The sequence below is a fragment of the Pseudomonas sp. 29 genome (assembly GCF_002754355.1).
Lineage (GTDB): Bacteria > Pseudomonadota > Gammaproteobacteria > Pseudomonadales > Pseudomonadaceae > Aquipseudomonas > Aquipseudomonas neuropathica.
Genome location: NZ_PEEY01000001.1, coordinates 3776563 through 3788622, shown reverse-complemented (window position 1 = coordinate 3788622; position 12060 = coordinate 3776563). Strand labels below are relative to the sequence as shown.

Below are 12060 nucleotides of genomic sequence, written 5' to 3'. Positions count from 1 at the left end.
GCACAGTTCCTCAGGGCGTTACGCTCCACGACCACTGCCATCCAGCGGACGGTTTGGCAGCCGCAATTGCAGTGAATGTTCACTCCACGGAGCTACGTCATGAAGAAAATCCCCCGCCTTTCGCTGGTTGGCCCGGCACCGTCCGATGCGCCAGCGTCCAGCACCCAACCGCAATCGAATACCAGCGCACGCAGCGAAGCGCACAAGCGGCGCCGTAGCATCCCGCTCAATCAGCTCATCAGGGTGCGCGACGATGTCGACACCCTGACCCTGCTCACCCACGCCAGTGAGATCCTCGATTCCCTAGCGGCCATCAGCGCAACCTTTGCCGATGAGTTCGACGGCTCGAAACGTCATGTGGCGGTGGCCATGAAGCAATTGAGCGCACTGGCCGAGATCCTGATTTGTCGGGCACGGGACAATCTGGATCCGCAGAAACCGCTGAACACTACCGGGCCTGAAACCCGCCATTGACGGGCGAAACCCCGGCGCTCGGTTGCGCATCGGACTGCATTGGCGCCGCCCATCGAGATGAATTTTTCTTCACTGCAGCTGCGCGGCCAACCCTTGTACAGTCCGCTCGCTCATTCAAGAAACTACGGTTCGCCCGCGCTCCTGCGGGCTTTTTTTTGCCTGAAACAAAGCCCCTGCGTCGCCACGACTTGCCGTAACCCGGCGGATTGCGCGACTCTGCCGGAAGATCCCCCATTCCGGAGCGCCCGATGCCGCTGTTGACCCTGCCCTGCCAACGCCTGACGCTCGCGATACTTGCACCGGAGCAGGCCGAGCTTGAAAGCGAGTTCTACCGACGCAACCTGCGCCACCTGGCGCCATGGTCGCCGATCCGCACCACTGAATATTTTTCCACCGAGCAAATTCGCCGGCGCCTTGACGTGCAGGCCAGCGCATTCGAGGCCGGGCTGGCCATGCACTTCGCCTTGCTGACCCCGGACGGCCAGCAGATGATCGGCGCCTGCAACTTCAGCGGCATCATTCGTGGTGCCTTTCAGGCGTGTTATCTGGGTTATCACATCGATGAGGCCCAACAGGGTCAAGGTTTGATGCAGGAAGCGCTGGAGGCTGGCATCGCTTACATGTTCGATACCCAGAACCTGCACCGGATCATGGCCAACTACATTCCCGGCAACGAACGCAGTGCGCGCTTGCTGGAGCGCCTGGGCTTCGAACGTGAGGGTTACGCCAAGGCGTATCTGAACATTGCCGGGCGCTGGCAGGATCACGTGCTGACGGCGCGGGTCAATTCAAGGTTCGAGACACCGGAAAAGCGCTGGTCGAAACCTTTGGCGTGAGTTTCACAATTTGTTAAGGATTGCCGACGTATGCTCAGGCCTCCCGCCCCTTTCGGTTGCCTGAACCCTATGTCGCGTGCCGTCACTTCGCTGTTTCTGCTTGCCGCCCTGCTGTTTTTCTTCGCACTGGGCAACCATCAATTGCAAGGTTCCACCGAGGCCCGCGTCGCCGGCATCGCTATGGAGATGCACCTGGACGACGACTGGGTGACACCTCGTTTGTTCGGCGAACCGTTTCTGGAAAAACCACCGCTGAGCCTGTGGCTGGATGCTGGCGCCATGCGTGTGTTTGGCGTTTCACCGTGGGCCGTGCGGCTAGCGTCGGCGGTGGCTGGCTTGCTCAGCGTGATGCTGCTGTACGGCATGTTGCGGCGTTTCGAGCGGCCGAAAATGATTGCCTGGACCGCAGGCATTCTGCTCGCGACCATGGCCAGTTATTGGAGCAATGTGCGCGGCGTCGGCGAGGATGCATTACTCGCCCTCGGCGTGACCACCGCACTGCTGGCCTTTTATCAGGCGCAGCGGGCCTCGACTCTGGGCAACTCGCTGCTGTTTGTCGTCGGGATCGCCATCGCCACGTTGAGCAAAGGTGTGCTGGGGCTGGCGATGCCGGGAGTGGTGATTTTTGCCTATCTGCTGGCCGACAACCTGATGGACAAGCGCCTGAAACTTGCGGACTGGCTGCGACCGGGTTTCCTGACCCTGCTCGGTTTGATCCCGCTGCTGATCTGGCTCGTCATCCTCTTCCAGCACGGCGGCGCACAAGCCGTCAAAGAGGTGCTGGTGACCAACAGCGTCGGGCGCTTCAGCGGATCATTCGCCGAGGCCGGGCACTACGAACCGTTCTACTACTACCTCGCCAAACTGCCGGAAGCCTTTCTGCCGTGGAACATTCTGGTGTACCTGGGGCTCTGGCATTTCCGCAAACACCTGAAGGCCAACCGTTACCTGCTGTTCTTCAGCCTGTGGATCGTGGCGCAGTTCATCATGCTGACGTTGGCGTCGAGCAAACGCACGGTGTACCTGATGTCGATGACACCGGCCGCCGCGGTGATCGCAGCGGAGTATGCAGGCGTGCTGTTCGAGCGCTTGAAGCAGAATGAATCCGGTAATGGATTCGTAGGCCGAATCGCCCGACAGCGTCAGACACTGGCAGTCGGTGTGCTCACGCTGGTGATCGGCAGTTACCTCGCCGCCGCGCAGTGGGCGCTGCCTCATGCCGACAAAAAGCTTTCGTTCCTGCCGTTGAGTGCAGAGATTCAGACGCTGCAAACCGCCGGGCATCAAGTCGCACTGTTTCAGGCCAACGAGCGGCTCGGTGGCGCCACGGTCTTCTATACCCAGCAAGTGCTCAAAGGGCTGGATACCGAAGCGCAGTTGCGAGATTTCCTCACGGCCTCGCCCTCGCATGTCGTGGTGATGGCTGGTGACAGTGAGCCCGCGCCGCTACTGAAAGTGCTCAAAGCCATGATGGTCGGGAGCCAGGCGTATTACTTCGTCGGCTATTGAGACCTGCGCAGCCGCATAAAAAAACCCGCCGGTGAATGGCGGGTTTTTCATTTCATCCGAACGGGTTCAGAGGGATACCTCTGGCTGAGCACCGAAAGCTTTCTGCTCACGCTTGCCCAGCACCGGCACATCCAGCCGCGCCCGTCCGTAGAAGGCCAGCGCCGTCAGCAAACACGCCAGCCAGACGAAGATTCCGGCCCAGAAGGTGTGGGACATGTAGTGCCAGCCTTGCAGGACGCGAGTAGTGCCATAAACGAATCCCAGCAACAGTGAGCCCCACAAGATGGCACTGGAAAAACGCCATTGATAACGTCTCGCCACGAAATACAGCGCCAGCATGGTGAAGCCGCCCGACGCATGGCCACCCGGCCAGCAACGGCCACTGCCGGCTTCATGGAACAGTTGAAAGTTGCTGTACCACTCGATGTGGGCCATTTTCCCGCCGTACAGCGTGGTCTCGATCGGGCAGTAAACGCTGGTGTGGGACTTGAGGAAGTGAATCACCCCGGTGCAAACGGCAAATGCGACCACCACAAACAGAAAATCCCTACGGTGATCAGCGGCAAATCGCAGCACTGGCGCGACTTTGCTGCGCTCCAGCATCGCACCAAGGCGCGGACGTTTCTGCGGATTGACCAACGGCCAGACCACCGATAGCAGCGCGCCGATCAGGGCGATTTCCGCCGTCCAGTTGGGAATGATCCGCGCCCACTTGTGCGTGAGCTTTTCAAAGAAGTGGATTTTGTCGAGCGGGAAGCTCTGGGTCAGCGGATCGAACAGCAGGTTGCTGAAGGCGATGTCGATTTTGGTCATGTCGAACATCAGGAACACCAGCGCCGCACAAGCGAGCGGAATACCAAAGTTGTATGCGTAGAAGCGGGATTTCATCGGGTATTCACCGTGCGCCAGTCGGAGGCTTCAATAAAGCCGAGCATCTTGGGAGCCGCCGGGCTGGCAGCGGAAACAAACAATGACGAGCCGTAACCCATGTCCGAGGCCGAAACTTTGAGGTCTTTCTCGATTTGCGCCATGCATTCGCTGTGGGTCACCAGTACCAGGTTGCGACCGGGAACCTTGTGGGCCAACGCGTCCTGCAACATGCGGCCCCGGCAGTTGATCAGCCAGTCGTCACCGCTGGCGGCATGGTTGAACATGTAACCAGCCGTCTGCACCGTGCGCATCGACGGGCTGTTATAGATGTCGGCGTTGTTCAGGCCCAGTTGTTCAAACCTTGCACCGACCGCCACCGCGACACTGCGTGAGCGATCGGTGATGCCGTCATTGCCACTCAGGCACGCGGCTTTGGAGTGATCGCAACGCTCGACATGACGCACCAGCACGATCATCTCGCCCTTGGCCCAACCTGTCGCCAACGCTTGCGCACCGGCGACATTGCCGTGGGCCAGGTCCGGCACCGCCGCCGGCGCCAGCAACCACAGGGTCAGTGGGATCACCAATACCGATGCCGCCAACACCACCCAAGTGTTGCGAAAACGCGCCAAAAAGCTCAAATCGATCGAGCGTTTGACGCCGAACAAACTCAGTCTCAATTCCACAAAAACCGCCTCGCCACTGTGCATCTCGGGTTCATTCGATGCGGCGAAGGTACAGAGGCGCGCGTGGGCAGCCAGTGAAACCCATGTGAAAAAAGTCTTGGGATCCGTTGTTACAAACTCCGTAGGACAAAATCCTTTCAGCTCTGGGAAATGCGGCCGATACAAACCTGCTAACACCCTTGCTGGCTCAAAAAAACAACAATCTTCCAGCCTAACCGACGACAAGAAACCCAACGTTTCTGGAGGATTTTTGATGAATAGCTGGTTCGGCAACATCAGCGTGAACATGAAACTGGGCCTGGGCTTCGGCCTGGTGCTGGCCCTGACCTGCGTACTGGCCCTGACAGGCTGGACCAGCCTCGGTGGCCTGATCGACCGCAGCAACTGGATGAGTGACATCACCCAGCTCAACGCCGGTCTGACCAAACTGCGCGTAGTGCGCCTGCAGTACATGCTGACCAATGGCGATGAAACCGCCGCACAGAACGTGCAGACCACCCTTGAAAGTTTTGCCGCGCAACAACAGAAGCTGATCAACAGCTTCAAGAGCCCGGAAAACGTCAAACTGCTCAAAGAGCAGGCAGCGACCATCGCTGAATACCAGACCTCGCTGAACAAAATGCGCAACGCTTACCGCACCGGCAACAGCGCGCGCGACAGCATGAGCGTGAGTGCCGAGACCGCGTACAACCAGATCGAGTCGATCAGCAAACGCGTACAGCAGATGGACATGAGTGAACAGCGTTTCGAACAGTTCCAGGCGATCACCGCCGCCAAGGAAGCGTTCATCCTCGCGCGCTACGAAGTGCGCGGCTATACCGCCACCACCAACGCCGAAACCGAGCAGAAAGCCGTCGGCCAACTGGATGTCGCAATCGCCAGCCTCAAGCAACTGAACGTGCATTTCGCCGACTCTCAGCAAGACGCCCTGCGTCAACTGGAAACCGCACTGGTCAACTATCGCAGCGCATTGATGGCGTACAAAAACGCCAACACAGACGCCGTGCAGGCCCGTAAGGAAATGACCGATCAAGGCACCGCGATCGTCAACACCAGCGAGCAGCTGTACCAGATTCAACTCGACCGCCGCGATGTCGAAAGCGCCCAGGCGCGCACCTTCCAGTTGATCAGCACCCTGCTGGCGCTGTTGGTTGGCGTGATTGCTGCGGTGATCATCACCCGTCAGATCACCCGTCCGCTGCAAGAAACCCTCGCCGTGGTCGAGCGCATCGCCAGCGGCGACCTAACCCAGAACGTCACCGTCACCCGCCGTGACGAGCTTGGCGTGCTGCAACAAGGCATCGCGCGCATGGGCGTGACCCTGCGTGACTTGATCAGCGGCATCCGCGACGGCGTCACCCAGATCGCCAGCGCCGCTGAAGAGCTCTCGGCCGTGACCGAGCAGACCAGCGCCGGTGTGAACAGCCAGAAAGTCGAGACCGATCAGGTCGCCACCGCCATGCACGAGATGACCGCCACCGTGCAGGAAGTCGCGCGCAACGCCGAAGAAGCCTCGCAAGCCGCTGCCGCCGCTGACGGCGAAGCCCGTGAAGGTGACAAAGTGGTCAACGAAGCCATCGCGCAGATCGAGCGTCTGGCCAGCGAAGTAGTGCGTTCCACCGAAGCCATGAGCGTGCTGCAACAGGAAAGCGACAAGATCGGCAGCGTCATGGACGTGATCAAGGCCGTTGCCGAACAAACCAACCTGCTAGCCCTCAACGCTGCAATCGAAGCCGCGCGTGCCGGTGAAGCCGGTCGTGGTTTTGCCGTGGTCGCCGATGAAGTTCGTGGTCTGGCTCAGCGTACGCAGAAATCCACCGAAGAAATCGAAGGCCTGGTCGCCGGGCTGCAGAACGGCACCCAGCAAGTCTCCGCCGTGATGAGCAACAGCCGCGCCCTGACCGACAGCAGCGTCGCCCTGACCCGCAAGGCTGGCGCATCGCTGGAAAACATCACCCGCACGGTGTCGAACATCCAGTCGATGAACCAGCAGATCGCTGCTGCTGCCGAACAGCAGAGCGCCGTGGCTGAAGAGATCAGCCGCAGCATCATCAACGTACGCGACGTGTCGGAACAGACCGCAGCGGCGAGTGATGAGACGGCAGCGTCGAGTGTTGAACTGGCGCGCCTGGGTGGTCAATTGCAGCAGATGGTCAGCCACTTCCGCGTTTGATCCTGATTCCGCGCTGAAGCTACAACCGCATCGCGAGCAGGCGAAGGCCTACAAGAAATGGTGTTGATCACAGACTATGTGAACTACACCAATCCCCTGTAGGAGTGAGCCTGCTCGCGATTGCGTCCGCCCCATCACCCCGATGTCCCGAAAAAAACTCCGCCTAATGTAGGAGCTGCCGCAGGCTGCGATCTTTTGATCTTCGCTTTTGAACAAATCAGAAGCCAGATCAAAAGATCGCAGCCTTCGGCAGCTCCTTGAAGGTATTCTTCAGCGCGTGCGCATTTCGAGCATCAGCAATCTGGAAAATCCATAACCCTGGCTTTTTCCTGCCGTGAAGGCAAAGCAAGGTCGATCCCTCCGACCGAGGAAAAGCGCTGGCGAATCCGGCTACCCAAGCCTCCAGCGCTATCCCTTCTAATCAATGCTCGCCCCAGAATCATGCGAGCTTCCTCCTCGATGGAATTTCCGTTCTGGGCCGCGTTAATCCGTAACTGATCCATGAGCGGACCATCAATATTTCGAATTGTGATGCTGGCCATGATGACTCCTGCTATCAACTAAAAATCATTGATCGAGACTAACATCCATCCGCCCAAGAACAGCCAGCGCAATCACTTACCGCGTCCCACGCTGCCGCAACGCCGACGGCATAAAATACGCATCCTCCGGCACTGGCTGCACGAAATCCACCGTCTCCGCTTCTTCGTTATCAAGGTTCTGCACGTAGTAACGACGCGCCTGCAAATCGTGGAAAACATCCAGCGCACTCCACGTCGTCGGCAGGTCGTAGAAGTTTTTCAGGTAGGCCATCGATACGCGCCACAACTCCCCTCGCCCATCGTACTGATCGACCAGTGCCGCGCCCCAGCTATCCTCATCGAGGAACAGCACGCGTTTGGAGTAGATGTGCCGCGAGCCCGGTTTCAGGTTGCCTTCCACCACCCACACGCGGTGCAGTTCGTAGCGGGTGTATTGCGGGTTGAGGTGGCCGGGGGTGAGCAGTTGCGCGTATTTCACCTCGGGGCTGGCGACTTTGTAGTTGTTGTAGGGGATGTAGATTTCCTGTTTGCCCTTGAGCTTCCATTCGTAGCGGTCCGGCGAGCCGTTGAACAGGTCGGTGTCGTCGGCAGTGCGCAAGCCATCGGAGGATGCGATCGGCGTGTCGTAGGCGAGGTTCGGTGCGCGGCGCACGCGACGTTGGCCGGCGTCGTAGATCCAGGCTTGGCGTGCGTCTTTGAGTTGGTCGAGGGTTTCGTGCACGAGGGCGGCGCCACCGGCCAGTCGCGCCGGGCTTTTCACGAAGGCGAGGTAGTAGAACAGGATGTTTTTCAGGTCGGCGAACTGGCCGTTCGGGCGGTAGTAGTTGAACAGCGCTTCCTGCTGCGAGGTCACCAACGCGAAGCTGCCGTTGCGCTGGACCGGCGCTTCGGACGCGCGGCGCACGACGTAGATACCGCGATAGCGAGTGATGTGGTTCCACAGCACTTCAACGCCATCCTTGGGCACCGGGAATGGCACGCCGCCGTAAGCATCGGAGAAACCGCTGCCGCCTTCGAGCAGCTTGGCCGAGGTGGCGTTTTTCAGGGTGTTGTCGTACAGCCATTGCGGCGCTGAACCGGAGCGGCGGGACGGGTAGATCGGCATCTGGAAGGTGTCGGGGTAGCTGTTGAACAGGGCGATCTGACCGGGGCTGAGGTGGGCTTTGTATTGGTCGAGATTCGCTTTGGTGATGGTGAACAGCGGTTTGTCTGCGGCAAAAGGATCCGGGTGATGCTGTCCCGGTTTGTAACCGGCCGGGGCTTGAGTGATACCACCGGTCCACGCGGGGATGGTGCCGGCGGCGTTGCCGGCACGCTCGGCGCCCATGGGGGTCAGGGTGGTTTTCAGTTGTTCGGCTTGTTGTGGGGTGATGGCGGCCAGAGCGGTGCTGGCAGCCAGGCTCAGAAACAGCGCTAGCGATGTTTTTGTCAGTCTTGAAGTGTGAATCATGACTTTCTCCAGAATGCGAAACCTGTGGGAGCGAGCTTGCTCGCGAAAGCGGTGGCTCAGTCGACATTGATGTTGAATGTGCCGGCCTCTTCGCGAGCAAGCTCGCTCCCACAGGGGCTGTGTGTAGCCTTTAAAGGAAATACTTGAGGTTGAACCCGACGTTGTCGCGGTCGCGAATGCCGTTGTTTTGCCCGCCGCCATAGAACTCGGTGTATTGCAGTTCGGCTTCGAGCTTGTTCTGGTAGTTGGCCTTGATCCCCAGCGTGTAAGCCTTGCGACCTTCGATGGTGTTGCCGGCCTGATAGCTGTTGCCCTCGAAGTCGTCCTTGTAAACGATGTACGGCGAGACGTTGACCCCGGCGTATACGTCGTTCCAGGTGCCGTTGAGCATCGCCGTGTAGCTGTAGGAATTGCGATTGACCTGATCGTCGCGATCACCGCCCGACACATAGGAATAGTTGCCCGTGCCGGCGTAGTAACGACGACTACCGTCGTAAGCGGTGTATTGCAGACTGCTGCCGCGCAGGTGTTCGGAGGCCAGTTCGAAGATGCCGAACAGCGAGTCGAACGAAGCCGTGGGGCCGAAGTTGTAGATGGTCCCCAGCGAGGTGTTGAACGCTTCGACGCGCTCGGCGTTATTGATCTGGCTGTCGAGGGTGACCATCTGCCCGCCGACGTTGATCGACTTGCCCGTCACTGCCGCCGCCGCGCCGTTGGCCAGGTCGCCAATCAAATCGTTGGTCGCCGCAACGCCGATCGGCAGATTCGGCCGATAAGCAACTTCACCAAACACCGACGCCTCGCCCAATGTGGTGTTGAAGCTGAAACCGTACATGCGGATGTCTTCGGCATAACGCCGATGCGCCTGGATATTGCCCATCACGTCGGCAGTCGCCAACCCATTGGCCAGCGCCCCGGCCTGACTGCCCGCAACGCCGGACAACAGGTTGGTCAGCGCATCCATGTCGATGCCTTTATACCCGCCCAGATCCGCCGCGATGGTCGGTTCCTTGGCGTGGTAATTGACCATGTACAACCCGAACTCGGTGCTATTGAGCTGCTCGGCGATGTAGCGAAAGGCAAAACCGAACTGGCCATCGTTGCGCGCGTTGTAGTCCTTGCCGATGCTAGCCACTTTCAGTGTGTTGCCGTAGGCCGGTGTCACGCCGTTGGCGTACAGGCCTGTGGTTTGCAGGGCGGAGTTGAGCAACGGGTTGTTACCCAGCGCGCTGTACAAACCGATGACGTTGCCGAACCCCGGAACCGGCGTGTCGAGCGCCGTGCCGCTGAAGTTGTTGTAACCGGTGTTGCCACCGTCGGCGAACAGGTCAGTCTGCGAGTAGAAGGTGCCGACCGGGTCGATGCGGGTTTCCTTCCAGTTGGTCTGGTAGAAACTCTCCATGGTCAGCGAGTCGGTCAGGCCGATGTTGAAGCTCAGCGCCTCGACCGGCACCAGCACTTCCTTGACTTCGGCGCCGGGCAAGCGGTACTTGGCGGCATCCACCGGGTTGGTGGTGTTGATCCCGCCGCGATAGAAAATCCCCTCGCCCCAGTTGAATACCTGCCGACCGACGCGCGCTGTCACCGGCATCTGCGCGACGTCCCAGCTGCCGTGCACGTAGGCGTCGAGCATCTCGATGCGGCTGCCGGCGATGTCGCGAGTCTGGCTGGTGAAATGGTTGTCCTGCGGGTAGCTCTGGCTCGGTTGCGAGGGGCTGTTGTTGTCGTAGTAGTCGTTGCGCTTGTCCATCAGTTGCGTGTCGTAGAACGCGGTGCCGCGCACGAACACGCCGTAGTTCTGATAGTTGGCCTCAAGCTCGGAGGTGATCTTGTACACCTCGGAAACCAGCCCGGTATCGAAGTTGCGATTGCCGTCGTTGGTGTTGACGTCATCGTTAGTCTTGTCGCGGCCCTGCACCCGCCACAAACGACCGTAAGACAAGGTCGTGTCGAGGGAGCCGGTGACCTGTTTGTCCATCAGGCTGAACTCCACCGCGTGCGCCGCATCGACTGCGCACAACTGCAGCAGCCCTGCCAGGCCGACACCGGGGAGCGCGGCGCCCGTCAGGCGCAATCGAGTGTTGATCATCTGTTCCTCCTTGCCTGTTTTTTATTGTTGTGGTGTGCGTTGCGGCGCACTACGGCGCCAAACCCGCGCTGACGTAAATCCGGCTGTGAGCGCCGAAATGTCCGAGCAACCTGAACAACTGCTGGTTGAGTGCCGGGTGGTCGAAGTCTTCTCGTTGCAGCTGATTGCCGCTGCTGAAATCACTGCTGACCGGCGCCGTTGCAAGCCACTGGTCGATGGCTTCGTCGAAGGCGGCGGAGTCGTTGACGGCTTCGGCGCTGACCACTTCGCGCAGGTAGTCGACCGAGTACGGCGGGTAGGTTTTGTCCTGGGCCACATCGGCGTAAGCCGCGAGCATCGGATGCGGCTGACCGGCACGCAGCACGCGGCGTAGCCAGGTCGACTGATATTTCTCCACTTCCATGTGCCGTGTGGCGACGCGCTCGATGGAGGCTTGTTTGTCGGCGGCGAAACCGGCCAGCGCCTTGCCTTCCAGCAGCAGAAGACTGGCGAGGTCGACGCCCGGCAGCGGCTTGGCGTGATACGGCTGGGTCAGGTCCTGAATGTGGTGCAGGCCCCAGCCGAGAAAGCGATACCCCCAATACGGATGACCGCTGGCAAATGCCAGTCGCGCCAGACCCATGTACTGATACGCACGCCAGTCCGGCCAGCTGCGCTCGAGGAAACCGGCAGCCGCATACACCACCGCGCTTTCATGGAAGAAGCCCATGTGGAACGGCGCCTGTGAGCTGTACTGGAAACGCGCATCGCCGAACGGTTGCGGGCCGAAGCCGTACAGCGCGCCGACGTTGCCGGGGTTGTCGCTGAACAGATTGATGTCGTGGCCGTAATCCGGCTCGTCGGCAGCGCTGGCGAGCACGGCCAGGGCTGCGACTTTTTCATGATCGGTGACCACGATGAAACGCTGACGATTCCACGGTGACAGGGTTTGTTCGACCATGACCTGGTTAGCTTGCAGATGCTCGCGCTCGGGCAGGTCTTTGCCGGATAATGGCTGGATGACCATTGCCAAGTGAATCTCGGGATTGATGCGCAGCGCAGTGAGAAAGTCGTGGCGTAAATTGTCACTCGGCACTGCGGGCAATTTCAGGTTGTCAGGTCGTGGCGGGTACTGAGTGAAGTGCGCGCGGGCGAAGCTTTCCTGTTGCTCCAACAGCGCCAGCACGGCCGGATATTGCTCGGTGAGAAACTGCTCCAGTGGCTCGACTGCAACCGCTGGCGCGTCGCGCAACGCTGGCAGGTCCTGCAACGCCAGATAGCTGCCGACCGTATGGTTCGACCAGCCCCAGGCGCTCGGGGCCGTTGCACAAAGCAGCAACAGGAGGAAGGTCAGCTTCATTGCTTTTCGTTCTTATTGGCGGTGCCGTGGGGGATGAGCCTAACAACCGACCCCGCCGCTGACACTGTCCGATCTCACCAGAAAAACTCTCC

Annotated in this window: 10 protein-coding genes and 1 pseudogene; 5 read left to right on the top strand and 6 right to left on the bottom strand. The window is 59.9% G+C overall.

Annotated elements, in window-relative coordinates; genetic code table 11:
- The first annotated feature begins 99 nt into the window (after positions 1–99).
- The 3 genes from CLU80_RS17420 to CLU80_RS17410 all read left to right on the top strand — a co-directional run bounded on the left by CLU80_RS17420 (position 100) and on the right by CLU80_RS17410 (position 2819).
- Entirely contained in the window at positions 100–474 is a 375-nt protein-coding gene (locus CLU80_RS17420; protein WP_099757951.1) for a DUF6124 family protein, read from the top strand.
- A gap of 248 nt (positions 475–722) precedes the next feature.
- Positions 723–1310 (top strand): ribosomal protein S5-alanine N-acetyltransferase, encoded by a 588-nt coding sequence (rimJ, locus tag CLU80_RS17415; protein WP_099757950.1) that lies wholly within the window; start codon positions 723–725, stop codon positions 1308–1310.
- Between the two features lie 30 nt (positions 1311–1340).
- On the top strand, positions 1341–2819 hold the full coding sequence (locus tag CLU80_RS17410) for an ArnT family glycosyltransferase (RefSeq protein ID WP_099757949.1): 1479 nt from the start codon (positions 1341–1343) through the stop codon (positions 2817–2819).
- A 66-nt stretch (positions 2820–2885) separates the two neighbouring features.
- Here the strand turns inward: CLU80_RS17410 and CLU80_RS17405 are convergent, their stop codons facing one another.
- The gene (locus tag CLU80_RS17405; protein ID WP_099757948.1) at positions 2886–3707 is read right to left on the bottom strand and encodes a phosphatase PAP2 family protein; all 822 of its coding nucleotides are present in this window, start codon (positions 3705–3707) and stop codon (positions 2886–2888) included.
- Positions 3704–4375 (bottom strand): lipopolysaccharide core heptose(II)-phosphate phosphatase PmrG, encoded by a 672-nt coding sequence (gene pmrG / locus CLU80_RS17400; protein ID WP_286079749.1) that lies wholly within the window; start codon positions 4373–4375, stop codon positions 3704–3706. Before pmrG ends, CLU80_RS17405 begins: the two co-directional genes overlap by 4 nt.
- A gap of 253 nt (positions 4376–4628) precedes the next feature.
- On the opposite strand from pmrG, the pseudogene CLU80_RS30710 reads away from it, so the two are divergent.
- Positions 4629–5690, top strand: a pseudogene (locus CLU80_RS30710) (methyl-accepting chemotaxis protein); the annotation flags it as partial.
- The gene (locus CLU80_RS30705; protein WP_371748303.1) at positions 5685–6548 is read left to right on the top strand and encodes a methyl-accepting chemotaxis protein; all 864 of its coding nucleotides are present in this window, start codon (positions 5685–5687) and stop codon (positions 6546–6548) included. The pseudogene CLU80_RS30710 and the gene CLU80_RS30705, both read left to right, overlap by 6 nt.
- Before the next feature lie 293 nt (positions 6549–6841).
- Here CLU80_RS30705 and CLU80_RS17390 read toward each other — a convergent pair whose 3' ends face one another.
- The 4 genes from CLU80_RS17390 to CLU80_RS17370 form a co-directional block, all read right to left on the bottom strand.
- The gene (locus CLU80_RS17390; RefSeq protein WP_093435583.1) at positions 6842–7090 is read right to left on the bottom strand and encodes a FitA-like ribbon-helix-helix domain-containing protein; all 249 of its coding nucleotides are present in this window, start codon (positions 7088–7090) and stop codon (positions 6842–6844) included.
- Between the two features lie 76 nt (positions 7091–7166).
- Positions 7167–8540: a DUF1329 domain-containing protein gene (locus CLU80_RS17385; protein ID WP_099757946.1), complete on the bottom strand. Its 1374-nt coding sequence runs from the start codon at positions 8538–8540 to the stop codon at positions 7167–7169.
- 130 nt (positions 8541–8670) lie between these two features.
- Positions 8671–10629, bottom strand: a complete 1959-nt coding sequence (locus tag CLU80_RS17375) for a DUF1302 domain-containing protein (RefSeq protein ID WP_099757945.1) — start codon at positions 10627–10629, stop codon at positions 8671–8673.
- 49 nt (positions 10630–10678) lie between these two features.
- Positions 10679–11968, bottom strand: coding sequence for a phospholipase C/P1 nuclease family protein (locus CLU80_RS17370; RefSeq protein WP_099757944.1), 1290 nt, complete (start codon positions 11966–11968; stop codon positions 10679–10681).
- Between the last annotated feature and the right edge of the window lie 92 nt (positions 11969–12060).

Bases quoted from the DNA above. Each gene is read 5' to 3' on its own strand.
- CLU80_RS17420 (WP_099757951.1), top strand. From the start codon at position 100: ATGAAGAAAATCCCCCGCCTTTCGCTGGTTGGCCCGGCACCGTCCGAT.
- rimJ (WP_099757950.1), top strand. From the start codon at position 723: ATGCCGCTGTTGACCCTGCCCTGCCAACGCCTGACGCTCGCGATACTT.
- CLU80_RS17410 (WP_099757949.1), top strand. From the start codon at position 1,341: ATGCTCAGGCCTCCCGCCCCTTTCGGTTGCCTGAACCCTATGTCGCGT.
- CLU80_RS17405 (WP_099757948.1), bottom strand. From the start codon at position 3,707: ATGAAATCCCGCTTCTACGCATACAACTTTGGTATTCCGCTCGCTTGT.
- CLU80_RS30705 (WP_371748303.1), top strand. From the start codon at position 5,685: ATGGGCGTGACCCTGCGTGACTTGATCAGCGGCATCCGCGACGGCGTC.
- CLU80_RS17390 (WP_093435583.1), bottom strand. From the start codon at position 7,090: ATGGCCAGCATCACAATTCGAAATATTGATGGTCCGCTCATGGATCAG.
- CLU80_RS17385 (WP_099757946.1), bottom strand. From the start codon at position 8,540: ATGATTCACACTTCAAGACTGACAAAAACATCGCTAGCGCTGTTTCTG.
- CLU80_RS17375 (WP_099757945.1), bottom strand. From the start codon at position 10,629: ATGATCAACACTCGATTGCGCCTGACGGGCGCCGCGCTCCCCGGTGTC.
- CLU80_RS17370 (WP_099757944.1), bottom strand. From the start codon at position 11,968: ATGAAGCTGACCTTCCTCCTGTTGCTGCTTTGTGCAACGGCCCCGAGC.